Below are 24,913 nucleotides of genomic sequence, written 5' to 3'. Positions count from 1 at the left end.
GTAAATTTTAGTAATACTGTATGTCATATTCTTTTTCTAGCAATAAACTATTATACATCACCTTAGCAATACTACTTTTATTCTCTTTCTTTCTCTATGCCTTTACATTAGAAACCTATAATTTTATAGAGGAATTCTCTCTTTCAGTTAGGGTTTGGTTTGGTCGTTTTTATTTATGGTTGGGACTGGGATGCGTGCTACTGCTAGTACTTTTAGCAATTTCCCGATGGGGAAGCAAACGGTTGGGAACTCCCGAGGAACGTCCCGAATTTTCTCGTTTAGCCTGGATTTCAATGCTATATAGTGCTGGAATGGGAGCTGGTATTTTACTGCGAGCTGTACAAGAACCAGTGTATATGAAACTAAACCCTCCAATAATTAATGGAATGCCAGATGCTACTGTAGCTTTAGAATATACGTTTTATCAATGGGGACTCACTGCATGGGCATTTTATGCAATCTTTGCTATTGCAATAGGTCACTATTTATTTGTTCGAAATAAAAAAGCTTTACCTAGTACTGCCTTTATGGCGCTGACTGATATGATTACCTCAAAACGTATACAACGTAGAGTATTGGGAAGTATTGATATATTGGCAATACTCACCACCGTTTTTGGACTGGTAGCCGCTATCGGACTAGGAACTACACAGATTCAAGGCGGACTTAACCACTTACTCGGCTATGAGTTTACCATAGGCGGAACGATTATTATCTTATTAGTTGTCGCTCTACTCGCAGCTACTTCGGTATTGTTAGGAATGCAACGTGGAATTAAAGTAATCTCTACCATAAATATTTATGTCACTCTGGCTTTACTTCTTTTTGTATTTGCACAAAGTGATATCCTTGCAACTGTCACCCGCTTTGGCAGTGCATTGTATCACTATCTCTTAGATTTTATTCCGTTGAGTCTCGCGATTGGATCCTATAACCCAGGAGAAGCTTTTTTAACCGATTGGACCTATTACTACTGGGCCTTTTGGTTAGCTTGGGCGCCATTTACTGGTATTTTTATCGCACGAATCTCGCGCGGTCGTACGTTACGTGAACTTATCATTGGCGTACTGCTCGTTCCCTCTCTGGGAACTTTCTTTTGGTTTACGGTGTTTGGTGAATCTGCTTTTGACCTAATAGCTGCTGCCGGAAGCTATGACGGACAGTTTGATAATGTGTTTAGTTCGATCTTTGTATTTTTTGAAAGCTATCCCTACCAAGGGCTTATCAATACCATCACCATGCTGTTACTGGTAAGTTTTTTGGTGACTTCGCTGGACTCTGCCATTTTTGTGTTGAGTATGTTTACTGATAAAGGCACTCCCGAACCCTCCAAACGACATCGTTTGTTATGGAGTATTCTTTTAACTATTTTCTCTATCGGAATATTGCTATTGGGCAACGCCAAAAATGATATCGATGTACTAATTGCTATGCAAAAATTATTGATTATAACTTCGTTACCTTTTGCGTTATTGATGGTGATAATGATCGGGTTATTTATCAAAGATTTCTCGAGGAAATGAAGGTTTTTTCCTGTTGTATCCTTCTCTTTTTTGAGAAACCTCTAGATTTTAACTGTCCAGTTTTTTTTGGGAGTAGGTTATATTTTATTTTTATGCGGCTTTTCTTTCTTGTCATTAATATCGGTTACTAGGTGTTTCGTTTTCTATTCCTTGATGCCTTCTTCGATTATTATAAAAATCAAAGTATTTACTCAGCTGCCTATACAATTCTACTCCAGATTCAGGTGGATGTTTTCGTATTTGACGCTTCTCCATAATCTCCCGATAAAGACAGTGTCAATTGCTCTTCCGTTTACCGTCCATACTTAATTTTATAGTATTGGATAACACTTAACCCCTTGATCTTATAATACAAACGATCTATGCGCTTTTGATTTATTTAATACCCCTTATCCATAGTAAGCAAGCCAAGTGTGCATTCGTTTGGTACCTTTAAAATAGTGATCGCTATAATGTTTGGCCATCAAACGCATTAGCTCTAGATTGAGACTGCTTTCAACTCTGGGCTTGTAATAGAAACCGAACGGTGTAATTGTAAGAGCTTACTTTGCTTAACAATACTAAGATTGGAATGACCCTTGCTTATCATTTTACGACGCTCCTTAAGTGGTTTTAGTGCAAGGCGTTCTTTAAAAAATCAAGCTCCACTTTTTGCTTGCCAATTACTTTCAATAAACGGTCTTCTTTTTCCTCTGCTTCGCTCTTTCCAGATTTGTCTCCTTTGGCAAATACAGATTCCGCTTGGGTGAGAAACTCTCGTTTCCATAGATTAATCTATTGAGAGGATATCTCAAAGCGTTGTGAGAGTTCCTTTGTCGTTTCTCGCTCCTTTAGAACTTCTAAAACCACTTTAGTCTTGAATTTGGATGTGAATTTTCTTCGTGTCATATATGTAAATTTAAAATTCTTTTTTCAGAACTTAAACTACTGTCCTAATTTTGGGGGGATGATCATTAGTAGTACACTTAGTTGAAATAGGCTAATACGTTTGTCTCTATTCGCTTTTCGATTGCGTCAACGGGAGCTTTTATAAAAGTTTCTCCAGTGATCTTTTCATATAGCTCTATATATCTATTAGAAACAGATTCAATATAAGCTTCGGTCATCTCGGGGATTTGCTGCCCTTCTTTGCCTTGAAAGCCTTTTGAGATTAACCATTGTCTTACGAACTCTTTGGATAATTGTTTCTGGTCTTCTCCATTTTTCTGTCGTTCCTCATAGCCGTCTGTATAAAAATAACGTGAAGAATCTGGTGTGTGAATTTCGTCAATCAAAACTATTTCACCATCCTTAGTTTTACCAAATTCGTATTTAGTATCAACCAAAATCAATCCTCTATTTTTTGCGATAACCGTACCACGTTCAAACAATTTTCGGGTGTACGCTTCTAACACCAAATAATCGGCTTCACTTACAATTCCTTTTGATAAAATATCTTCACGCGAGATGTCTTCATCATGTGCACCATTCTCTGCCTTAGTAGACGGAGTAATTATAGGCTCAGGAAAACGATCGTTCTCTCGCATACCATCGGGCATTGCTACACCGCAGAGCTTGCGATGACCCGCTTTATATTCACGCGCTGCGTGACCCGATAAATAGCCTCGTATAACCATTTCTACTTTAAAAGGTGTACATGCTTTTCCTACAGCTACATTAGGATCTGGAGAGGCTAGTAACCAGTTAGGAACAATATCCTCGGTTGCTTGCATCATCTTAGTCGCAATTTGATTTAAGATTTGACCTTTAAATGGAATTCCTTTTGGCATTACCACATCAAATGCAGATAATCGATCAGTAGCAATCATAACCAAAAGATCATTATGCAGTGTGTATACTTCTCTAACTTTTCCTTTATAGACTGATTGCTGACCAGGAAAAGTATAGTTTGTATCTGTAATTGTATTCATGAATTTAAAAAATCTATTGTGTTGTGCTTCTATTTAGTTAGCAATTAATTATTCATTACGATGTTCAATTTCCTTGTATGCAGCAATAACCTTTTTTACCAATCGGTGACGTATTACATCTTTATCATCAAGATGAATAATTCCAATACCTTCCACATTTTTAAGTACCAATAAAGCTTCTTTAAGTCCAGAGATTACACGACGTGGTAAATCTATTTGTCCTGGATCACCAGTAATAATAAATTTAGCATTTTTACCCATTCGGGTAAGAAACATTTTCATTTGTGCATGCGTAGTATTCTGCGCTTCGTCTAGTATTACGTAAGCATTGTCTAATGTACGTCCTCTCATAAAAGCCATCGGTGCGATTTGGATCACTCCCTTCTCTATAAAGCTTTCTAATTTTTCGTGCGGAATCATATCGCGTAAGGCATCATACAAAGGTTGCATATATGGATCCAATTTTTCTTTGAGATCTCCAGGTAAAAAACCTAAATTCTCACCAGCTTCTACAGCGGGTCGAGTCAAGATAATACGCTTTACTTGTTTCTCTTTAAGCGCTTTAACAGCTAATGCGACTCCTGTATATGTTTTACCTGTTCCTGCCGGACCAATTGCAAATACCATATCGTTTTTAAAGGTGGACTCTACAAGTTTACGTTGATTCGCCGTTTGTGGTTTTATTAATTTACCACCAGTACCATGAACCAAAATTTCACCACTGATATCAGAGGTTTCATAGTCGGCTTTACTTTGACTGGTTAAAACACGCTCTATCACATTTTCGTCAATCTTGTTATATTTGATAAAATGATCGGTTAACATTGTAAAACGTGCATCAAATTCTTCTAATAAATCTTGATCCCCGTAGACCTTAATCTTATTTCCACGCGCAACGATTTTCAACTTGGGATAATATTTTTTGAGAAGTTGGATGTTACTATTCTGATCACCGAAAAGCTCTCTCGGATTTATCTCTGTTAGTTCTATAATAAGTTCATTCAAAAGCTATAGAAATTTTAGTATGAATTGTTTGTTGGATTAACTAAGTTTGCTGAAGTTATCTGATGTTTTTTAAACCTAAAAATACGCTGTAATTCTGCCATTTATTAGATTTTGGAAGCATTTTGAAACTTCATAACAAATTTACATTTTTTTAAACGCTTATAACTAAAAGATATTAACAATTCTCATCTATGCCAATAATAACCTTAACTACAGATTTTGGGCTCAAAGATCACTTTGTCTCTGCTGTTAAAGGGGCTATTCATTCAGAATTGGATCAAATTACGATTGTTGATATATCTCATGATATTTCTCCATTTCATATTACAGAAGCTGCTTATATTCTTAAAAACGCATACAAATCTTTTCCAAAAGGTACCATACATATCATAGGCATCGATAGTGAACTAAATCCAGAAAATAGACATATCGCTGTGTTATTGGATGATCACTATTTTATATGCGCAAACAACGGTTTGATCAGTTTAATCGCTTCAGAATATCGCCCAGAAAAAATTGTTGAAATTAATATTCATGATGCAATTGGTACTAATTTCCCAGTTTTAGACGTTTTCGTCACTGTGGCATGTCATATTGCAAGAGGAGGTACCCTAGAGGTCATAGGTAAAACTGGTACCGAGTTAAAGATGATTAAAGGCATTACACCCATTGTAAATGTTGGTGATAAACAAATTGTTGCTAGCATACTTTATATTGATAATTATGGAAATCTAATTACCAATGTGACACGTAAATTTTTTGAAGACGTTGGTAAGGGGCGTAAATTTAAAATTATGGCCCGTACCGCTATATTTGAGCATATTTATGAACAATACAGCGATGCCATTAATTTTAATATCGAAAAAAGTAAACGTGAAGAAGATGGTAAAAAACTTGCCATTTTTAATTCATCTGGTTATCTCGAATTAGCGATATATAAGAGTAATCCTAAAACTGTAGGAGGCGCATCAAGTCTTTTTGGATTGCATTATCAAGATACAGTTAGTATTATTTTTGAAGAAAACGTAGTTTAAATAAAAGGAATGTATGATTATTCGAATTGTGAAAATGGGTTTTAAAACTGAACGTATTGATGAATTTTTGGCGATGTTTGTTACCAAAAAAGAGCAAATTAGAGGTTTTGATGGATGTACTCATCTCAAACTAATTCGGGATATCCATAATCCTGATCAATTTTTTACCTACAGTCATTGGGAATCGCAAGAGCATCTCGATGCATACCGTGCCTCAGCACTGTTCAAAGATATTTGGGCTAACACAAAAAAGCATTTCAATCAAAAACCTGAGGCTTGGAGTGGAAAAGAATATTAAATACTATGTCAATAACCTTACAATGTTTCAAATCGTATGATGGCTATTTTACAAAAAGAGTTTAATTCATTTTTTACCTCTGCAATCGGATACCTTGTTATTGCACTTTTTTTAACAATTTGCGGACTTTTTTTATGGGTATTTAAAGGACCCTATAATGTTTTTGATGGGGGATTTGCAGATCTAACTCCTTATTTTGAACTAGCTCCATGGGTGTTACTCATTTTGATTCCAGCTGTTACCATGCGTAGTTTTGCTGAAGAAAAAAAACAAGGTACATTTGAGTTATTAGTAACCAAACCATTGACTCTACTACAAATTGTACTAGGCAAAGTCCTAGGCAATGTATTACTTATTATCCTTGCCATACTTCCTACCCTTCTTTACATAGTTACAGTCATCCAACTTAAAAATGATACAGATAATTTTGATAGTGGTAGTTTTATCGGTTCCTTTATCGGTCTTTTATTGTTAAGCACTTTATACACAAGTATTGGTATTTTGTGCTCTGCACTAACTAATAACCAAATCACAGCATTTCTAGCTACTTTACTTGGATGTTTTATTATGTTTTTTGGTTTTGATGCTTTAGCCTCTTTGATTAGAACTGATGATTTTACTTCCCTATTTAATCTTATAGGAATTCAATTACATTACGATCGTATTAGCAAAGGTATATTAGATACTAGAGATATCCTTTATTTTATAAGCACCATAATTGCGATTATTTGGACTACGATTGTTTATATTTCAAAAAAGAGCAATCTTGATAAAGTCAAATTTATAGCGGGTATTGCTATAGCTCTCGTTATCGTTAACACAATCACCACTTCTTTTTACAAACGATTTGATTTAACATATGACCAACGGTTTACGTTATCCGATGCTACTACTAGATTACTCGATGATACAGCTGGGGTTGTTACTGTAGATGTGCTTTTAAAAGGTAATTTCCCTTCAGAATTTAAAAAACTTCAAGCCGAAACCAAACAACTACTTGAAGAGTTTAGTGCCTACACTAAAAACCTTCAGTACGCGTTCACTAATCCACTGGAAGAAGTAGATTTTCAAGCAGAAACGTTACAGCAATTACAAGAATTTGGTTTAACACCGATGGAGGTAAGCGTACAGGAGAATGGTAAAACCAATATTGAAACGCTAGTACCCTGGGCTATATTAAGTTATCAGAATAAAAGTGTAAAAGTTCAGCTTATAAAAAACACGATCGGTGCTACCTCCGAAGAGCGTGTAAATGCATCAATACAGCAATTAGAATACACTTTTGCAGATGCATTAACCAAACTTTTACATCCAAAGAAACATAAAATTGCCGTGTTAAAAGGTAACGGACAATTACCCGACGTACATGTAGCCGATTTTATAAAGACGCTTCAAGAGTATTATTTTGTAGGTGCTTTCACACTCGATTCTGTAAGCAATAATCCTCAAAAAACTTTGACCGAATTGAAAGCATTTGATCTTATTATAAATGCCAAACCTACTAAAGCGTTTACAGAAAAGGAAAAATTTGTCATGGATCAATTTGTCATGGACGGTGGTAAATCGATATGGTTAACAGAGGCTGTAACTATGGAGTTGGATAGCCTTTTTAATCCTTCGGGTAATGCCTTGGCAATGATTCAAGATCTACGCTTGGGAGATCTGTTCTTTTCTTACGGGGCACGTATTAATCCGGTCTTAGTAAATGACTTGTATTCGGCTCCAATAGTGCTTGCTGCAGGAGAAGCTAATGAGACTCAATTTACTCCTTACCCGTGGTTTTTTAGTTCGTTAACCAAACCTACAGCTGAGCATCCCATAGTAAAAAATATCGAAGCGGTTAAATTTAATTTTTCAAATCAAATCGACACATTGGCTAACAAGGTTGATAAAACAATCTTGCTTAGCAGTTCTGCCAAATCAAAGTTAGAAGGAATTCCGAAAGTGATCTCATTGGATATTATTCGTCAAAAACCAGACTTAACATCCTATACTGAAGGTCCACAAAATCTAGCCGTGTTGTTAGAAGGTTCGTTTACATCGGCGTATAAAAATCGTATTAAACCTTTTCCTTTAGATTCGGTCAAAGACACTAGTATAAAAACTGCTATGATCATCGTCGCAGATGGAGATATTATTAAAAACAGTACGCGCAAAAATCAACCTATTCCTTTAGGGTATGATCCTTATATGAAGTTACAATATGGTAATAAGGAGTTTTTATTAAATGCAGTTAATTATTTACTGGATGACTCCGGACTTATGACGGTAAGAGGTCGTAAAGTAAATGTAGCATTTCTTAATATAGAGAAGGTGGTTCAAAACAAAACGTTTTATCAATTGGTTAATCTTGGGCTTCCTTTGTTGTTATTGGCTGTTTTCGGAAGGATATTCTCTTTTATTCGTAAACGAAAATATGCGCAATAAATTACCTATTTGATAGGTACGAATCTTAATAAATAGAAATACTAAGCCGATAAGTAGTTTGGCTTGTCATGTTAAATAAATAGCTCCACGGGTTATAAATTTGTACCAAAAAAGTAAATAACTCCCCGATGTTTGTTAATAACTATGCTTTTATCAATGACAAAATGCTTACAGATTACAATTATATTTGCGTAAATTGTACATAACACGTCACACATGAAATTTATAGTATCGAGTTCATATTTATTAAAGCAACTTCAGGTATTAGGTGGAGTCATCAATAACAGTAATACACTCCCAATTTTAGATAACTTTTTATTTGAATTAGATAAGAATAACTTAATAGTTTCTGCATCAGATTTAGAGACAACCATGTCAGCTAAATTAGATGTTGAATCTTCAGATACTGGTACAATTGCAGTACCGGCAAAACTGCTTCTTGAAACCTTGAAAACGTTTCCCGAGCAACCACTAACATTTGTATCGGGAGAGAATAATACGATAGAGATCAGCTCCAATCACGGTAAATATGCTCTTGCATTTGCTGATGGTGAGGAGTTTCCTAAAGCAGTAGAGTTAGAAGATCCTAGTGCGACAGAAATGATGGGTGATGTATTAGCTACTGCAATTAGCAAAACTATTTTTGCTACTGGTAATGACGATTTAAGACCCGTAATGAGCGGGGTGTTCTTTCAGTTTTCTACAGAGGGATTAACCTTTGTAGCTACAGATGCACATAAATTAGTTAAATATACACGTGAGGATATTAAAGCGTCCCAGGTAGCCGAATTTATCATGCCTAAAAAACCTCTTAATTTGTTAAAGGGTATTTTGGCAGGAAGTGATAGCAATGTAGTAATCGAATATAACGACTCAAATGCAAAATTCACTTTTGATGATACACAGTTGATTTGTAGACTTATCGATGGAAAATACCCGAATTATGAAGCGGTGATTCCTAAAGAAAATCCCAATAAATTAACTATTGCCAGAAATCAATTTCTAAATTCTGTACGTAGGGTTTCTATATTTTCTAATAAAACCACGCATCAAATCCGTTTGAAGATTGCTGGAGCAGAACTTAACATCTCTGCAGAGGATATCGATTATTCAAACAAAGCCGAAGAACGCTTAACTTGCGATTATCAAGGAGATGACATGCAGATTGGCTTTAATTCTCGCTTCTTAAGTGAAATGCTTACTAACCTTAATGCAGATGATGTACAGGTAGAAATGTCACTACCTAATCGCGCAGGTATACTTACTCCTGTCGATGGGCTAGATGAAGGCGAAACGGTAACAATGCTTGTAATGCCCGTGATGCTTAATAGCTAAGTTTACACACCATTTAAAACAAAAAACCAGCTACAAAGCATTGTAACTGGTTCTTGTCTTTTATTTCTTTACGCGTACACACTAATCTTTGACACCACAAGTTGCAAACTTGCGGTAGCGCATACTAGGACTAGTGGGAGGATACTGATAAAGAACATATCTTCTCCGTTATTGATGCTTTTATTGCCAAACGTAAAATACAATCTATTCTATAAAACAAAAACCAGCTACAAATCATTGTAACTGGCTATTAATTTTTATTCCTTACTCGTACCCGTCAAACTTTGACGGCACCCGTCACAGACGAGCGCTAGCGGGGGCCACAAGTTGCAAACTTGCGGTAGCGCATACTAGGACGAGCGGGGGGTCTCTATATAATCTATTATTCAGAACTAAATTAATTGCTAGAATTTTTTCTGTAATAAAAAGACAAACTCCATACGTAAATACAATGAAGTTTGCCGCTTAATTTTATTATTAAAAATAATTCAACTTTTACTTGTTTTAGTCATAGAATACGGGGGTATTTACTACCAATTAACCCAATGATAAATTGACTTAACATTTTTATTCTGATCAATAGCGAAGATTATAGCCTCATCTCTATATTTTATAGGTATACGAATTCGTCCATTCTTAATTTTAATGAGAGACAAAGAAGTGCAACTTAATAAACTACTTCCAGAGGTTAAATTTAAATTGTCGAAAATGAGCTTACTTCCTTCAATATTAAAACTTACAACACTATCTTGAACTAAATCAAAATAAGACTCACCATAGTAGTATAAACTATGAACTTCATTTGAAAGCTCATTATCATATTCTGTTATGCTATCGGGATTACCTAATATCATTTCGATTTCAGAACTAGATGCGCCATGCTCAACTCCTGATATAGAAATTTCATCTATATTAAACTCAGTAATTTTCTTTTCACATAGATTATTCTGTATGGGATTATCAAATTTCAATGAATCTGTTACATTGATTTCTGTATTTGATATTTCTTCATTTAGATTTTTATTGTTCCAACAAGACATAGAAAAAATAAAAACAGTTAAAATTAAAGATATTTTCATGATAAATTTATTTTAAAAATGACCAAAAGAATCATCTTTTTTCATTGTTTCTCCATTTGGTAATTTTACGTTAAACTGGGAACTTCCAGCATTTGCATTAGCCTTAAAAGCTTCATCTAAAGGGGACATTCCATCTAAGCTACCACTAACAGGTGGGGTTATCGGTTGGGGTGATTGTGAATTCCCATTTTGATCAAATGTGCTATTAAAAAATTGTAAAGGATCAATTCTAGTATCTTTTTCTGTGCCTCCATTACCTTTACCTGGATAAAATTGAGATGTTGTGGAAGCTTCAATGTGAACGTGCTGTCTTTCTTCTGGGAGACCTGAAGCATTACCAGAGGTACCTGCTTCTCCGAATACATCACCTTCTCCTATTTCTTGACCATTTTCAACATTTATTTTATCTAGATGTGAATATTTAAAATATACTAAACTACCATCTTCTAAGTTAGATTTAATGATAACATAATTTCCTGTTTCTTGACCTACCCTACCTTTCTCGCCTGGTCCGACTCTATTAACCACATTTGTAACTATACCACCTTTTATAGACTTCAACGGTGTTCCTCTTGTTGCTAATATATCTACCCCTCCGTGAAATTTTGCTTTCCCATTTGAATATCTACGTGTAAACCCAAAAAAACCTCCTTTTACCCCAGCCCTTGTAGGGGCTACCTTAGGGTTTTTAACTGGATCGACGGTCGTAAATCCATGTGGAGCCATCCCATCAGGGTCTAAAAAGAAAATTGGATTATCAAATGCGTAGTTATAAGGCGAGTGTCTACGCATTTGCTCAACCAGTGGATCTAAATTCATCCATCTTCCTAGTTCTGGATTATAATTTCTAGCAGAGAAGTCCAACCATCCTAAACCAAGTTCGTTCTGTTCTTCCTTCCCGTTAAACCCATACTTATGTCTACGCCCACTTATCGTAGAACTGGGATGGTCTACGCCAAGTTTTTGTTGCATTCCAAAAGGATAGTAGTTTACGCGTTTTTTTCAACTACGGGTCAGTTTTCAGCGGTTTACCTCCAAAAATTTTTCATAAGAACGATCCACCTTCATATATCCTTGCACTAGCTAAAATAGTAATTTCCCATTAAAGCCCGCCGCATTATCAAAGCTATGTTTACATAATTGGTAGTTATAGCCGCTCTTCCCTGTAGTCAGGGTCTATAACGCAACTATGTAAAATAGCCGCACACAGACTCCTATAACTGAAGATTCTGACTTCTAATGAGCTGTTTTTACAGAAGATATTATAATATTATAACCATATGAACTCGACAATAGACGTGATTTAGACGGCTCTGGTGGCGTTTTGAGTGATTTTTTTCAGAGTTTGGGGAGTCGGAGGGATTCGAACCTACGACCACCTCCCTTCTAAGGAGGTGTCCAATCATACGCGACGTTCAGTCGCCACTTTGGCTATCACCTCAAAAGCGGAAGAGTATCAACGCTCCTTCCTTTCGCTCGTCCACTTTTGAAGTGTAAAGAGGAGTTTAATTGTATGATAAATGAGTTTGATAATGGTAAGTATCATTTCTGTATCTACTGATTCCATAACAACACGGATTTAAGGTTAAAAAATATTAATCCGTGTTACCGCTCCAAGAATATGGATTTTTAGCCAAACTTATCTGGACACTTTTTTTATTTGATTATCAGTAGGTTAATTTAAAAAAAGAGTTGCTTCACCTTGCTTTTCAATATTTGTAAGGACAGATTCTGGATTTTTTTATTCCAAGTAAGAGCGATTAATATTGAAGTTGAAGTGCGTAACGGCAGTAGCGGCTGAGCTTCCACTTTAATATTAATCATAGCCGTCTGGCGATTGAAGACAACTGCGTGTACGCATATTAGAGGCGTAGCCATAGCGGAGAGGAGCGAGTGACACACAGAGGAAGTTCCGAAGGACGCCTGTGTGCCAGATGATTTTTTGTGACCTTGATTCAGCAGTATAAACTTCCACAAAAAATCATCTAACGAGCGACTAAGCGGCGTAGCCCATGAAGTGGCGGTGGATTGCTAAGCAAGACAGAGTAGCCACGGGTGAACGTAGCAGAAGCCTTGGCAGTGTAGCATCCCGGTGACGCCCGGGAGCAAGCCTAGTGTAGGGCGGAGTGAACACCTTTGATCAGCACGTGATCTCGATTCATCATAGGTGTTTAACCAAAAAATCCCAGACCTTTCGATCTAGGATTCTATTTCTAGCGAGCTGTGACCAAAGGAAGCAGCGAAGCTAATTATAATTTTTTTATGCTTTTTTATTAAAATCTGACGTAATTTTAGAGGAACTTACACTCCAACATACTAACAAGTTTTAAACAGTTTTTGTATAACCTCTTATTTTACAGGTATTTTAAAGCTAACTTATAAAAGTATAATATATTACACTTTTATGATTCATTTAGACCTCATAAAAGAAGTATTTTATATATTGCAAGTGTAATAATAAAGTTTTCATCAAAAAAAACCGCCCATAAAGGACGGCTTATAAAATTAAAAAAAAATTATGGATTTGATTTATTTTCTAAATATTTAATCATCTCCAAAGCTAATCGCATAAAAGCAATTAGCAACAACCAAAAATCGATTGTACTTAAATCCATTACGTGGGTTTTAGGTTAAACAATTCTTTTTATAAAGGTTAGCCGGCCCGCTAACCTTTTTTCTTTTATCAAATATCAGGAAAACTCTTTTGTTTCGAGTTAAAATTTCACGAACGTTTTCAACAAAGTTTTCAACGCGGGGAGATTGAAAATCTATAAGTAATAATTTATATTTTTTGTCAAAACATACAAGGTGTTGATTAATAGCTATTCACTTGGTTATTTCTTGTAACCTATTTTCTTTCTATCGTCTGGGTTTTCTTTCTTTTCTTGTAGTTCATCAAGATAGTCAAAGACTAATTCAATGTTTTTACTGTGATTCAATAACTTCTTTTTAATTTCTTCGATTTCTAGTTTTACACTTAAATTATCGGTTAGCATCTGTCGGATCTTAGTAAATACTCTAATGACCTGTATATTAACTTTTATAGCTGTAGGACTATTAAGTACACTTGATAACATTGCAACACCTTGTTCTGTAAACGCCATAGGCATATATCGTGTTCCTCCACGGTTTGAGGTGCCAAATTGGCTCCTCAAAACATCGAACTCTTCTTTAGTAAGTTCAAACATAAAATCTTCAGGGAAGCGTTCTATATTTCTACGAACCTGTCTTTTGAGTTGTTTGGTTTCAACACTATAAAGTTCTGCTAAATCTTGATCTAACATTACTTTTTGATCTCTAATTAAGTATATTTTATTTGTTATTATTTCGTCTGGTATAGTGATTTCTTTGCTCATTCTATTTTCTTTCGATTGAAAAAGTAATTTTTAATACTGGAGATCACAATTGGTGACCTCCAATATTATTATGTTTCTACATTAATTTTGAAGCTGCTTTGATCAGTTTAGCTATTCCTTCGAGTTCTTCGCCAGGATAACTAGCTAAGAGTATTTTAGATATCCAGAACATATTGTCTTTTATATCTCTATCCGTTTTTAAATTATCATCTAATTGACTTAACAAGTTCAGATTTTCTATCAAAGTATGTTGCATAAAGGATAGTTCTTCATAATCTTGTATTGGTATTTTGATATAGTTTTCTTTGGTTGTTTGATCAGTATGTATAATGTTTACATACTTTTCTGTGAAGTTTTTAATATTCATTTTTACGATTTTTAGAGAGTTAAAAATACCCGCCTTAGTTTTCTCTACTGCTCGTAAAAACAGCGCAAGGGTTTCCCTTCTTGCAAACATAGCGGGATTTGACTTAATTATAATCTGGTAACTTTACGATTTTCAGAGATAAATGTACTATGTTTTCTGCTTTTATGGACTTCTATTTTTGGATTTCATATCTTATATTTTATTGTATCGGATGGAAGTTGTTGACGATTTCATGTAGGTTTTCTAAATCATCTTGTAAAAACCTTTCGGTGGAACTGATATAGCGGTGCCCTGCCAAGTATTGAACCTTTCTTAAATTATATTGAGCTAACCAATTGGTAATTACACTTGCTCTTATTTGGTTGATATTCTCAACTTTATGATTAATCTTTTTTAGTTTTTTTATAATTGCACTAACTAGGTTGGACATTATCGTGTATAGTATCAACCGATCATTTTGGATATCTTGTGATTTTAGAAGGTTTTCCCTGATTTCATTTACGTATTCCATCAGTTCCAGTATCTGCCAAGGCTTGAGTTCAAGTTCGCGTGCATTACTTCGTTTTCTGCTTGGCACATAGAGTTTACCTTTGCTAAGTTTAAGATGTTCTAATCTTAGGTTTTTAAGGTCTGTGGTGCTTAAACCTTGATATACGAGTAATCCGACAACTACTTTATCTCTTTTTAAACGGTGTTTTAGGTACTCATTACCAGTCTTATTGCTTTCAAAAGAATAGTATAAATCTTCCAGTTCATCGGGTTCTAAAAGGTTGTAATGAAGCGTTCTTTTTTCTCCTTTGACAACAGTGTTTTCAATAGGATTATCATTTCGATAGTTCTCTGTCATTAAATAATTGAGATATATCTTCACACTTCTTAACCTATGGTTCACAGTTCGCTTTGTCACTTTTTTACGTTGCAGGTGTTTGATATACTTAAGGCAGGTTTTATAATCAATTGTAGTAGGAGTTGTAGCTTGTTTTTTACACCATTTTATAAAAAAACCAACTTCTAATGTATAGCTGGCAATTGTACTTTCTGTATAGCCTTTCTTTTGTAAATATGTTTTATAATTCTCCATAATCATTGGTGTTTAGGTGTCGAGCTTCTCGACCATTTTCAACGGTTTTTAGTAAGTGAGTATAGATTTGAGTAGATTCTAAACTGCTGTGACCTAAAAAGGATTTTATACTTTCTAATGGCACTTCTTTTTGTAGTAAATGTGTGGCGATTGAGTGTCGTAGTGTATGGAGTGTAATTTGCTTTTTTTCGATGTTTTTGTTTTCTGTGGCCATAACTATGGCTTTTAATCGATTGGCGAACGACATTCCATTTAATCGATTTCCTTGTTGACTAATAAACAAAGCTTCGCTTTCTCTAAAATTGGTAAAGTCTGGACGAGCCTCAAAAATGTAATCTTCTACTACTCGTAAATTGTAAGCGTTCATTGGTACGAACCTTTCTTTATAGTTTTTTCCTTTCCTAACAAAGATTCTCTCCTTATCAAAAAGCACATCTTTTACATCTAGGTGCACTGCTTCGTTTCTCCTAAGCCCACAACTGTATATAATTGCTAAGATGGCTTTGTCACGTAATCGTATACATTTACGTTTGTTACTGTACCCACAGGCTAAAAACAATTCTTTTATTTCCGATTGCGTGAGTATATTGAGTTTTTCTTCGGTAGGATCAGTTTCATATTTCAGATGTATTTGGAAGCCTTTATGGTTGTGGTTCTGCAAGTATTCCTTGAACTTATTTAATGCCTGCTGGTGTTTATTTAAGTATGATTTACTTAAGGCTCCATTTCTTCTTTCGTTGCTTCGCTCTTGCAGATACTTGTAATATTCCTTTGTGGTTTTTGAGGTAATATGATTGATATTCATAATCTGTTTTTGCTCTAAGAAGTAGAAGAACTCTTGCAGATGATTAGGCAGATTGTACACGGTGCTTTCTGCAAAACCCAGTATATCTAACCACGCCTTAAAGGCGATTACTAATGTTTTATAATGCTCATTTTGTAGTTTTAAGTGTTTCATTTTTGAGTATTTTTTTCTTGCGCATATACCTTTTTGGTGGTTTACCTATTTTGATTAGTAATGATTTAAAATTGTGATAGTTAAGTGAGCCATTTTGTTAGTGGCTCAATAGTGGTTTACTGGCTTACTTCCATTATGGTAATACAGTTTTCTAAAGCATTATTTATTTGCTCCTGTAATTCTGTATATTCTTTATAGCTTACGATTTCGTAGATATACCCTTTGTACTTATTATTAGTGGTTTTCTTGATGTAATTATCTTCTACTAATTGACTGTGGTATCTTCGCAGGGTTGTTCCTTTTATGCGTAAGTTTCTACGTATTTCTGCATTGGTAAAGGTTGTTTGTTTATTGGCTTTTAAATACGTTTTAAGGTTTTCTAAATAGTTTCTACACGCTCCGCTTATCATATCACTTTTACGCAAGAGTACCTCTTGTAAAAGCTGATTAGCTTCTTTAATATCCTCTATGGTCGTTTCGATGTATTCCTCTCCGGTCTGTTTATCATATTGCCTGTGGCGCTGCCACTGTTTGTAAAAGGTAACTGCTTCTATAAATTGTAAATAATGTGCGTTGGTTCTTCGGGGTTTAAATACTGCCAATGGCAGTGATAAATGCATTGCATACGGATTGATCACTTTGATGGGTTTGAGTATTTTTTGTACATTTTGCAATTTTCGCCTGGCTTCGCGTTCTGCATCAATGTTTACTTGTCCCGCCGACACGGCGCGCTGATACTGCATTATTTTTTCGTCCTGCTCGTGGCTTTCATCGATGTATAATAAAAAGGAGCGGTTGCTATTATCTTCATAAATACTTTCTTGTGTGGTACAGCCTGCAACACATACAGGACCTTCAACTGTTAACTTTATCGTTTTGGTATTTCCGTTTCTGTCTTTATGACTTACTCGTTTTGTAATGCTTCTTTTACTTTGTAATTCGCGTAATGGATAGAGTGCATTTTCTGCTCCGTCCATATCTTCGATTAGTATTAGTTTATGTTGTAATTCTGTTCTGTTAAAGTAGTAAAAAGCATTTTCAGAGAGTACTGTCATATCTACGATATCGTGTTCTGGTATGAGTTCTGCAACTTTACTTTGTAGGTGTGTTTTTCCTGTTCCGGAACTTCCCAAGCTGATACAATGCAATGGGTTGGCACTTTTACGGCTGGTAAAGATGATGTACATTAAAAGTCTGTTAGTCTCTTCGCCAATAACTCCGCTATTTCCGATTAAGTCATTTGTACGCTGTAATAAATTAGGTTTTTCTAAAAACGTCTGTGCGACTTGCACTTCTTTTTTTGTGAGTTCTCTAATGATAAACTCGTTTTCATCTTCTCTCTCTAATTGTGATAGACGATAGGTTTCAAGTTCATTAGTTAACTCTTGTAATGTTCTTCTAACTATACTTGTTCCTATTTCTATGCGTTCTGCTACTTTTCTGACTAATTTCTCAACTTGGTTATCGTTGTATAAATCGATATTATGGCGCAGTTTGGTTTCTGATTTCACTTTGTTAATGCTCAATGTTACTCGCAAACTGTCCAAGTGATTGAGTTTTATACCGCCCAGTATTGCTATTTCTAAATAGTTTGTGGTGTACTGGTAGTTGTTTGGATTGGTTGTATTAAACATTATTGATAAATATTTGTATGTGCATATCTGCATACAATATTACTTATTCTCTTTATTTAAACCAAACTTTACTGCTTTATTTTATGCGCACACTCTTTATTTTTATTGCTTTAGTTGTGCATATACAGTAGATTTGTAAACATACTAAAGCATTTGATATACTATGAGTTTCGGTGAACGCCTTAAAAGAGCTAGACAGGATAAAGGGATTTCGCAATCTGAGTTGGGTAAAATCGTTGGTGTGCATTACACCCAGATTGGAAGGTATGAGAGTAAAGGTGTAAAACCTTCTGGTGAAGTGTTATCTAAAATAGCTAACACGCTTGGGGTTACTTCTGATTTTTTAATGAGTGGTTCTAATCAAGATCAGGCAGAAGCTTCTTTAAATGACCGCGAACTGCTTAGCCAGTTCCAAAGAGTAGAACAGTTGCCAAAAGACAAAAAAGCGATTGTAAAGGAACTCTTAGAATCGTTCCTGCTTAAATATGATCTGCAAAAAAGAATGATATAAAAAAACCACCCGAAGGTGGTCCTTTATTTTCTTACTTGTACCGCTGCTAGTTGCAAACTAACCTTTACTATACCCGAGTGGGGGATGATCTACAATAATTTAAAATTTTATTTGATTTCCCTAACTAGTTTATTGTTTTTGACTTTAAAATTCCATCTTATATATTCACTATGGACATTTTTTTGATTGAACTTTAAACTATCTGGCACTTCTTTAAGATTATTTTTATTATAATAATTGCCACCATAATTTTTAGCATCAATAATTATTACAGGATTTTTCTTATCTAACATGAAGTACCCTTTAGGAACTATTTCTTCATAAAATATTTCATTCTCTGTATTTTGCTTACCTCTTAAAGATAGAGCTATTAAATGTGGTAGCTGTACAATCGTTACAACAGTGTCACTTTTTATATTTTCAAAAAAAACGTGATAAGAAGGATATGAAAACCCCTCTTTATAAAAGTTATTTCCCCCTATTAATTTAAGTGGATTTTCTTTTACATAATTATTTAAAATCCCTTTTAATTCATTGTTCACTATTTCTTTTGATTGATTTTTTTTACAGCACAAAAAAACAGAAATGAATAAGCCTAATATTATAATTTTCAACTTCATTATATTTAAAATTTAGATCTTCTTAATCCATTCTTCACTATTACACCTCTAGATAGTGGGTTTTTTGGCAAACTCATCCTAGTTTCTGTACGATTATCTGGAAAATATATGTTGTAAGGGACATTTCCATACTTGTTAAAATACGTTCTCGACACACCTCTATCTCCGGCTAAACTTTCTGCTCTTGCAGTAGCTGTTCTCTGGCCAGGATGTGAGTGAGATATTCCCAACGGAGTTACCCCAGTTGGAAGTGTGGAAAAACCTGGAGAATAAGAACCTGCTTTAGATTGTTCATTCAAGTGATATGTGCCTACTTGATAATTTATACCTCCAGGATAAACTTGATACTTTACTATGCTCCATTCTACATTAGAATTATCCGAAGCAAAATTGAACAATGAAAAAGCCTCATTCTTATTTTCCTCTCCTGTAACTGCAATATCAACGTCTATTTCTGCTGTAGAACCTTCTGAATCAGTTCCCCAAGTTTCTGTTTTATTATTATTTGTCAAATCACTTAATAAACTACTGCCATCTTTATTTTTACTTACAGTCACAGAGCCTTTACTCTCATCCTTTACAAAATTTTTTCCTTCGCCCGAACCAGCGTATAATGTATCAGTATCATCCTCTGTCTTTTTTATCAAAGTTATATTACCGGTTTCTTTGTCAATACCATAATCATCCAATAAACCACTTGGATCTACTCGTACTATAGGATTGTTCTGAACAAAATTATAAGGTGTTAACCAATCTCTCTCTTCTGCAAGTGGGTCAACAACATTAAACCTACCCAAAGCTGGGTCATATTGTCTAAAGTCCATTTCAATTACATTCAAACCGAGACTTTCATTTAGTTCTTTACCATTGAAGTTGAAGTAGTTGTTTTCAGTACCAACAATCGTGTTATTATACCCTTTATGTTCAAGTCCAAAGGGATAGACGTTTACACGTTTTTTTTAACTACGGGTCAGTTTTCAGCGGTTTACCTCCAAAAATTTTTCATAAGAACGATCCACCTTCATATATTCTTGCACTAGCTAAAATAGTAATTTTTACATTAAAGCCAGCCGCATGACCAAAGCTATCTGTACATAATTGGTAGTTATAGCCGCTCTTCCCTGTAGTCAGGGTCTATAACGCAACTATGTAAAATAGCCGCACACAGACTCCTATAACTGAAGATTCTGACTTCTAATGAGCTGTTTTTACAGAAGATATTATAATATTATAACCATATGAACTCGACAATAGACGTGATTTAGACGGCTCTGGTGGCGTTTTGAGTGATTTTTTTCAGAGTTTGGGGAGTCGGAGGGATTCGAACCTACGACCACCTCCCTTCTAAGGAGGTGTCCAATCATACGCGACGTTCAGTCGCCACTTTGGCTATCACCTCAAAAGCGGAAGAGTATCAACGCTCCTTCCTTTCGCTCGTCCACTTTTGAAGTGTAAAGAGGAGTTTAATTGTATGATAAATGAGTTTGATAATGGTAAGTATCATTTCTGTATCTACTGATTCCATAACAACACGGATTTAAGGTTAAAAAATATTAATCCGTGTTACCGCTCCAAGAATATGGATTTTTAGCCAAACTTATCTGGACACTTTTTTTATTTGATTATCAGTAGGTTAATTTAAAAAAAGAGTTGCTTCACCTTGCTTTTCAATATTTGTAAGGACAGATTCTGGATTTTTTTATTCCAAGTAAGAGCGATTAATATTGAAGTTGAAGTGCGTAACGGCAGTAGCGGCTGAGCTTCCACTTTAATATTAATCATAGCCGTCTGGCGATTGAAGACAACTGCGTGTACGCATATTAGAGGCGTAGCCATAGCGGAGAGGAGCGAGTGACACACAGAGGAAGTTCCGAAGGACGCCTGTGTGCCAGATGATTTTTTGTGACCTTGATTCAGCAGTATAAACTTCCACAAAAAATCATCTAACGAGCGACTAAGCGGCGTAGCCCATGAAGTGGCGGTGGATTGCTAAGCAAGACAGAGTAGCCACGGGTGAACGTAGCAGAAGCCTTGGCAGTGTAGCATCCCGGTGACGCCCGGGAGCAAGCCTAGTGTAGGGCGGAGTGAACACCTTTGATCAGCACGTGATCTCGATTCATCATAGGTGTTTAACCAAAAAATCCCAGACCTTTCGATCTAGGATTCTATTTCTAGCGAGCTGTGACCAAAGGAAGCAGCGAAGCTAATTATAATTTTTTTATGCTTTTTTATTAAAATCTGACGTAATTTTAGAGGAACTTACACTCCAACATACTAACAAGTTTTAAACAGTTTTTGTATAACCTCTTATTTTACAGGTATTTTAAAGCTAACTTATAAAAGTATAATATATTACACTTTTATGATTCATTTAGACCTCATAAAAGAAGTATTTTATATATTGCAAGTGTAATAATAAAGTTTTCATCAAAAAAAACCGCCCATAAAGGACGGCTTATAAAATTAAAAAAAAATTATGGATTTGATTTATTTTCTAAATATTTAATCATCTCCAAAGCTAATCGCATAAAAGCAATTAGCAACAACCAAAAATCGATTGTACTTAAATCCATTACGTGGGTTTTAGGTTAAACAATTCTTTTTATAAAGGTTAGCCGGCCCGCTAACCTTTTTTCTTTTATCAAATATCAGGAAAACTCTTTTGTTTCGAGTTAAAATTTCACGAACGTTTTCAACAAAGTTTTCAACGCGGGGAGATTGAAAATCTATAAGTAATAATTTATATTTTTTGTCAAAACATACAAGGTGTTGATTAATAGCTATTCACTTGGTTATTTCTTGTAACCTATTTTCTTTCTATCGTCTGGGTTTTCTTTCTTTTCTTGTAGTTCATCAAGATAGTCAAAGACTAATTCAATGTTTTTACTGTGATTCAATAACTTCTTTTTAATTTCTTCGATTTCTAGTTTTACACTTAAATTATCGGTTAGCATCTGTCGGATCTTAGTAAATACTCTAATGACCTGTATATTAACTTTTATAGCTGTAGGACTATTAAGTACACTTGATAACATTGCAACACCTTGTTCTGTAAACGCCATAGGCATATATCGTGTTCCTCCACGGTTTGAGGTGCCAAATTGGCTCCTCAAAACATCGAACTCTTCTTTAGTAAGTTCAAACATAAAATCTTCAGGGAAGCGTTCTATATTTCTACGAACCTGTCTTTTGAGTTGTTTGGTTTCAACACTATAAAGTTCTGCTAAATCTTGATCTAACATTACTTTTTGATCTCTAATTAAGTATATTTTATTTGTTATTATTTCGTCTGGTATAGTGATTTCTTTGCTCATTCTATTTTCTTTCGATTGAAAAAGTAATTTTTAATACTGGAGATCACAATTGGTGACCTCCAATATTATTATGTTTCTACATTAATTTTGAAGCTGCTTTGATCAGTTTAGCTATTCCTTCGAGTTCTTCGCCAGGATAACTAGCTAAGAGTATTTTAGATATCCAGAACATATTGTCTTTTATATCTCTATCCGTTTTTAAATTATCATCTAATTGACTTAACAAGTTCAGATTTTCTATCAAAGTATGTTGCATAAAGGATAGTTCTTCATAATCTTGTATTGGTATTTTGATATAGTTTTCTTTGGTTGTTTGATCAGTATGTATAATGTTTACATACTTTTCTGTGAAGTTTTTAATATTCATTTTTACGATTTTTAGAGAGTTAAAAATACCCGCCTTAGTTTTCTCTACTGCTCGTAAAAACAGCGCAAGGGTTTCCCTTCTTGCAAACATAGCGGGATTTGACTTAATTATAATCTGGTAACTTTACGATTTTCAGAGATAAATGTACTATGTTTTCTGCTTTTATGGACTTCTATTTTTGGATTTCATATCTTATATTTTATTGTATCGGATGGAAGTTGTTGACGATTTCATGTAGGTTTTCTAAATCATCTTGTAAAAACCTTTCGGTGGAACTGATATAGCGGTGCCCTGCCAAGTATTGAACCTTTCTTAAATTATATTGAGCTAACCAATTGGTAATTACACTTGCTCTTATTTGGTTGATATTCTCAACTTTATGATTAATCTTTTTTAGTTTTTTTATAATTGCACTAACTAGGTTGGACATTATCGTGTATAGTATCAACCGATCATTTTGGATATCTTGTGATTTTAGAAGGTTTTCCCTGATTTCATTTACGTATTCCATCAGTTCCAGTATCTGCCAAGGCTTGAGTTCAAGTTCGCGTGCATTACTTCGTTTTCTGCTTGGCACATAGAGTTTACCTTTGCTAAGTTTAAGATGTTCTAATCTTAGGTTTTTAAGGTCTGTGGTGCTTAAACCTTGATATACGAGTAATCCGACAACTACTTTATCTCTTTTTAAACGGTGTTTTAGGTACTCATTACCAGTCTTATTGCTTTCAAAAGAATAGTATAAATCTTCCAGTTCATCGGGTTCTAAAAGGTTGTAATGAAGCGTTCTTTTTTCTCCTTTGACAACAGTGTTTTCAATAGGATTATCATTTCGATAGTTCTCTGTCATTAAATAATTGAGATATATCTTCACACTTCTTAACCTATGGTTCACAGTTCGCTTTGTCACTTTTTTACGTTGCAGGTGTTTGATATACTTAAGGCAGGTTTTATAATCAATTGTAGTAGGAGTTGTAGCTTGTTTTTTACACCATTTTATAAAAAAACCAACTTCTAATGTATAGCTGGCAATTGTACTTTCTGTATAGCCTTTCTTTTGTAAATATGTTTTATAATTCTCCATAATCATTGGTGTTTAGGTGTCGAGCTTCTCGACCATTTTCAACGGTTTTTAGTAAGTGAGTATAGATTTGAGTAGATTCTAAACTGCTGTGACCTAAAAAGGATTTTATACTTTCTAATGGCACTTCTTTTTGTAGTAAATGTGTGGCGATTGAGTGTCGTAGTGTATGGAGTGTAATTTGCTTTTTTTCGATGTTTTTGTTTTCTGTGGCCATAACTATGGCTTTTAATCGATTGGCGAACGACATTCCATTTAATCGATTTCCTTGTTGACTAATAAACAAAGCTTCGCTTTCTCTAAAATTGGTAAAGTCTGGACGAGCCTCAAAAATGTAATCTTCTACTACTCGTAAATTGTAAGCGTTCATTGGTACGAACCTTTCTTTATAGTTTTTTCCTTTCCTAACAAAGATTCTCTCCTTATCAAAAAGCACATCTTTTACATCTAGGTGCACTGCTTCGTTTCTCCTAAGCCCACAACTGTATATAATTGCTAAGATGGCTTTGTCACGTAATCGTATACATTTACGTTTGTTACTGTACCCACAGGCTAAAAACAATTCTTTTATTTCCGATTGCGTGAGTATATTGAGTTTTTCTTCGGTAGGATCAGTTTCATATTTCAGATGTATTTGGAAGCCTTTATGGTTGTGGTTCTGCAAGTATTCCTTGAACTTATTTAATGCCTGCTGGTGTTTATTTAAGTATGATTTACTTAAGGCTCCATTTCTTCTTTCGTTGCTTCGCTCTTGCAGATACTTGTAATATTCCTTTGTGGTTTTTGAGGTAATATGATTGATATTCATAATCTGTTTTTGCTCTAAGAAGTAGAAGAACTCTTGCAGATGATTAGGCAGATTGTACACGGTGCTTTCTGCAAAACCCAGTATATCTAACCACGCCTTAAAGGCGATTACTAATGTTTTATAATGCTCATTTTGTAGTTTTAAGTGTTTCATTTTTGAGTATTTTTTTCTTGCGCATATACCTTTTTGGTGGTTTACCTATTTTGAT

The 24,913-nt window shown here is 34.8% G+C and carries 21 protein-coding genes and 2 pseudogenes; 6 read left to right on the top strand and 17 right to left on the bottom strand.

What is annotated here, in order from left to right; genetic code table 11:
* The first annotated feature begins 20 nt into the window (after positions 1-20).
* The gene (locus tag ACE939_RS03605; RefSeq protein WP_378187409.1) at positions 21-1,523 is read left to right on the top strand and encodes a BCCT family transporter; all 1,503 of its coding nucleotides are present in this window, start codon (positions 21-23) and stop codon (positions 1,521-1,523) included.
* Between the two features lie 965 nt (positions 1,524-2,488).
* On the opposite strand, the gene ACE939_RS03600 is transcribed toward ACE939_RS03605, so the two are convergent.
* Complete coding sequence (locus tag ACE939_RS03600; RefSeq protein ID WP_378187408.1) at positions 2,489-3,433, bottom strand: phosphoribosylaminoimidazolesuccinocarboxamide synthase; 945 nt, start codon at positions 3,431-3,433, stop codon at positions 2,489-2,491.
* A 48-nt stretch (positions 3,434-3,481) separates the two neighbouring features.
* Entirely contained in the window at positions 3,482-4,438 is a 957-nt protein-coding gene (locus ACE939_RS03595) for a PhoH family protein (protein WP_378187407.1), read from the bottom strand.
* A gap of 191 nt (positions 4,439-4,629) precedes the next feature.
* Between ACE939_RS03595 and ACE939_RS03590 the strand changes: the two genes are divergently transcribed.
* The 4 genes from ACE939_RS03590 (at position 4,630) to dnaN (ending at position 9,532) form a co-directional block, all read left to right on the top strand.
* The gene (locus ACE939_RS03590; protein ID WP_378187406.1) at positions 4,630-5,472 is read left to right on the top strand and encodes an S-adenosyl-l-methionine hydroxide adenosyltransferase family protein; all 843 of its coding nucleotides are present in this window, start codon (positions 4,630-4,632) and stop codon (positions 5,470-5,472) included.
* Between the two features lie 13 nt (positions 5,473-5,485).
* Entirely contained in the window at positions 5,486-5,770 is a 285-nt protein-coding gene (locus ACE939_RS03585) for a putative quinol monooxygenase (RefSeq protein WP_378187405.1), read from the top strand.
* A gap of 39 nt (positions 5,771-5,809) precedes the next feature.
* Positions 5,810-8,197, top strand: a complete 2,388-nt coding sequence (gene gldG / locus ACE939_RS03580) for a gliding motility-associated ABC transporter substrate-binding protein GldG (protein WP_378187404.1) — start codon at positions 5,810-5,812, stop codon at positions 8,195-8,197.
* Between the two features lie 216 nt (positions 8,198-8,413).
* Positions 8,414-9,532 (top strand): DNA polymerase III subunit beta, encoded by a 1,119-nt coding sequence (dnaN, locus tag ACE939_RS03575; RefSeq protein WP_378187403.1) that lies wholly within the window; start codon positions 8,414-8,416, stop codon positions 9,530-9,532.
* 530 nt (positions 9,533-10,062) lie between these two features.
* On the opposite strand, the gene ACE939_RS03570 is transcribed toward dnaN, so the two are convergent.
* The 8 genes and pseudogenes from ACE939_RS03570 to ACE939_RS03535 all read right to left on the bottom strand — a co-directional run bounded on the left by ACE939_RS03570 (position 10,063) and on the right by ACE939_RS03535 (position 18,007).
* The gene (locus ACE939_RS03570) at positions 10,063-10,572 is read right to left on the bottom strand and encodes a hypothetical protein (protein WP_378187402.1); all 510 of its coding nucleotides are present in this window, start codon (positions 10,570-10,572) and stop codon (positions 10,063-10,065) included.
* A gap of 51 nt (positions 10,573-10,623) precedes the next feature.
* Positions 10,624-11,361 (bottom strand): M23 family metallopeptidase, encoded by a 738-nt coding sequence (locus ACE939_RS03565; protein WP_378188415.1) that lies wholly within the window; start codon positions 11,359-11,361, stop codon positions 10,624-10,626.
* Positions 11,347-11,586 (bottom strand): annotated as a pseudogene (locus ACE939_RS03560) (RHS repeat domain-containing protein); the annotation flags it as partial. The gene ACE939_RS03565 and the pseudogene ACE939_RS03560, both read right to left, overlap by 15 nt.
* 1,859 nt (positions 11,587-13,445) lie before the next feature.
* Positions 13,446-13,967: an ORF6N domain-containing protein gene (locus ACE939_RS03555; RefSeq protein WP_378187399.1), complete on the bottom strand. Its 522-nt coding sequence runs from the start codon at positions 13,965-13,967 to the stop codon at positions 13,446-13,448.
* 76 nt (positions 13,968-14,043) lie between these two features.
* On the bottom strand, positions 14,044-14,334 hold the full coding sequence (locus tag ACE939_RS03550; RefSeq protein WP_378187398.1) for a hypothetical protein: 291 nt from the start codon (positions 14,332-14,334) through the stop codon (positions 14,044-14,046).
* Between the two features lie 199 nt (positions 14,335-14,533).
* Positions 14,534-15,415: a tyrosine-type recombinase/integrase gene (locus ACE939_RS03545; RefSeq protein ID WP_378187397.1), complete on the bottom strand. Its 882-nt coding sequence runs from the start codon at positions 15,413-15,415 to the stop codon at positions 14,534-14,536.
* Complete coding sequence (locus ACE939_RS03540; protein ID WP_378187396.1) at positions 15,402-16,373, bottom strand: tyrosine-type recombinase/integrase; 972 nt, start codon at positions 16,371-16,373, stop codon at positions 15,402-15,404. The genes ACE939_RS03545 and ACE939_RS03540 overlap by 14 nt, the downstream gene beginning before the upstream one ends.
* A 116-nt stretch (positions 16,374-16,489) precedes the next feature.
* Positions 16,490-18,007, bottom strand: a complete 1,518-nt coding sequence (locus ACE939_RS03535) for a hypothetical protein (RefSeq protein ID WP_378187401.1) — start codon at positions 18,005-18,007, stop codon at positions 16,490-16,492.
* A 163-nt stretch (positions 18,008-18,170) separates the two neighbouring features.
* On the opposite strand from ACE939_RS03535, the gene ACE939_RS03530 reads away from it, so the two are divergent.
* Positions 18,171-18,518, top strand: coding sequence for a helix-turn-helix domain-containing protein (locus tag ACE939_RS03530; protein ID WP_378187394.1), 348 nt, complete (start codon positions 18,171-18,173; stop codon positions 18,516-18,518).
* 107 nt (positions 18,519-18,625) lie between these two features.
* Here the strand turns inward: ACE939_RS03530 and ACE939_RS03525 are convergent, their stop codons facing one another.
* The 7 genes and pseudogenes from ACE939_RS03525 to ACE939_RS03495 all read right to left on the bottom strand — a co-directional run bounded on the left by ACE939_RS03525 (position 18,626) and on the right by ACE939_RS03495 (position 24,858).
* A complete protein-coding gene (locus tag ACE939_RS03525; protein WP_378187400.1) occupies positions 18,626-19,138 on the bottom strand; it encodes a hypothetical protein in 513 nt (170 codons plus the stop codon).
* Positions 19,139-19,143: 5 nt separating this feature from the next.
* The gene (locus tag ACE939_RS03520; protein WP_378188414.1) at positions 19,144-19,695 is read right to left on the bottom strand and encodes a JAB-like toxin 1 domain-containing protein; all 552 of its coding nucleotides are present in this window, start codon (positions 19,693-19,695) and stop codon (positions 19,144-19,146) included.
* 144 nt (positions 19,696-19,839) lie between these two features.
* Positions 19,840-20,067 (bottom strand): annotated as a pseudogene (locus ACE939_RS03515) (RHS repeat domain-containing protein); the annotation flags it as partial.
* Between the two features lie 1,863 nt (positions 20,068-21,930).
* Positions 21,931-22,452, bottom strand: a complete 522-nt coding sequence (locus ACE939_RS03510; protein WP_378187399.1) for an ORF6N domain-containing protein — start codon at positions 22,450-22,452, stop codon at positions 21,931-21,933.
* A 76-nt stretch (positions 22,453-22,528) separates the two neighbouring features.
* Positions 22,529-22,819 carry a hypothetical protein gene (locus ACE939_RS03505; protein WP_378187398.1) on the bottom strand — a complete coding sequence of 97 codons (291 nt, stop codon included), beginning with the start codon at positions 22,817-22,819 and terminating at the stop codon, positions 22,529-22,531.
* A 199-nt stretch (positions 22,820-23,018) separates the two neighbouring features.
* On the bottom strand, positions 23,019-23,900 hold the full coding sequence (locus ACE939_RS03500) for a tyrosine-type recombinase/integrase (protein WP_378187397.1): 882 nt from the start codon (positions 23,898-23,900) through the stop codon (positions 23,019-23,021).
* Complete coding sequence (locus ACE939_RS03495) at positions 23,887-24,858, bottom strand: tyrosine-type recombinase/integrase (protein ID WP_378187396.1); 972 nt, start codon at positions 24,856-24,858, stop codon at positions 23,887-23,889. The genes ACE939_RS03500 and ACE939_RS03495 overlap by 14 nt, the downstream gene beginning before the upstream one ends.
* Positions 24,859-24,913 lie beyond the last annotated feature (55 nt).

Source organism: Aquimarina rhodophyticola, from assembly GCF_042434915.1.
Lineage (GTDB): Bacteria > Bacteroidota > Bacteroidia > Flavobacteriales > Flavobacteriaceae > Aquimarina.
The sequence above is the reverse complement of the archived record's forward strand: the minus strand, read 5'-3'. Positions and strand labels throughout refer to the sequence as shown.

What these genes read in the sequence shown, in the direction of transcription:
- gldG (WP_378187404.1), top strand. Translation starts at nt 5,810, where the DNA reads ATGGCTATTTTACAAAAAGAGTTTAATTCATTTTTTACCTCTGCAATC.
- ACE939_RS03495 (WP_378187396.1), bottom strand. Translation starts at nt 24,858, where the DNA reads ATGAAACACTTAAAACTACAAAATGAGCATTATAAAACATTAGTAATC.
- ACE939_RS03540 (WP_378187396.1), bottom strand. Translation starts at nt 16,373, where the DNA reads ATGAAACACTTAAAACTACAAAATGAGCATTATAAAACATTAGTAATC.
- ACE939_RS03530 (WP_378187394.1), top strand. Translation starts at nt 18,171, where the DNA reads ATGAGTTTCGGTGAACGCCTTAAAAGAGCTAGACAGGATAAAGGGATT.
- ACE939_RS03545 (WP_378187397.1), bottom strand. Translation starts at nt 15,415, where the DNA reads ATGGAGAATTATAAAACATATTTACAAAAGAAAGGCTATACAGAAAGT.
- ACE939_RS03605 (WP_378187409.1), top strand. Translation starts at nt 21, where the DNA reads ATGTCATATTCTTTTTCTAGCAATAAACTATTATACATCACCTTAGCA.
- dnaN (WP_378187403.1), top strand. Translation starts at nt 8,414, where the DNA reads ATGAAATTTATAGTATCGAGTTCATATTTATTAAAGCAACTTCAGGTA.
- ACE939_RS03550 (WP_378187398.1), bottom strand. Translation starts at nt 14,334, where the DNA reads ATGAATATTAAAAACTTCACAGAAAAGTATGTAAACATTATACATACT.
- ACE939_RS03500 (WP_378187397.1), bottom strand. Translation starts at nt 23,900, where the DNA reads ATGGAGAATTATAAAACATATTTACAAAAGAAAGGCTATACAGAAAGT.
- ACE939_RS03585 (WP_378187405.1), top strand. Translation starts at nt 5,486, where the DNA reads ATGATTATTCGAATTGTGAAAATGGGTTTTAAAACTGAACGTATTGAT.
- ACE939_RS03555 (WP_378187399.1), bottom strand. Translation starts at nt 13,967, where the DNA reads ATGAGCAAAGAAATCACTATACCAGACGAAATAATAACAAATAAAATA.
- ACE939_RS03505 (WP_378187398.1), bottom strand. Translation starts at nt 22,819, where the DNA reads ATGAATATTAAAAACTTCACAGAAAAGTATGTAAACATTATACATACT.
- ACE939_RS03600 (WP_378187408.1), bottom strand. Translation starts at nt 3,433, where the DNA reads ATGAATACAATTACAGATACAAACTATACTTTTCCTGGTCAGCAATCA.
- ACE939_RS03570 (WP_378187402.1), bottom strand. Translation starts at nt 10,572, where the DNA reads ATGTCTTGTTGGAACAATAAAAATCTAAATGAAGAAATATCAAATACA.
- ACE939_RS03525 (WP_378187400.1), bottom strand. Translation starts at nt 19,138, where the DNA reads ATGAAGTTGAAAATTATAATATTAGGCTTATTCATTTCTGTTTTTTTG.
- ACE939_RS03510 (WP_378187399.1), bottom strand. Translation starts at nt 22,452, where the DNA reads ATGAGCAAAGAAATCACTATACCAGACGAAATAATAACAAATAAAATA.
- ACE939_RS03590 (WP_378187406.1), top strand. Translation starts at nt 4,630, where the DNA reads ATGCCAATAATAACCTTAACTACAGATTTTGGGCTCAAAGATCACTTT.
- ACE939_RS03535 (WP_378187401.1), bottom strand. Translation starts at nt 18,007, where the DNA reads ATGTTTAATACAACCAATCCAAACAACTACCAGTACACCACAAACTAT.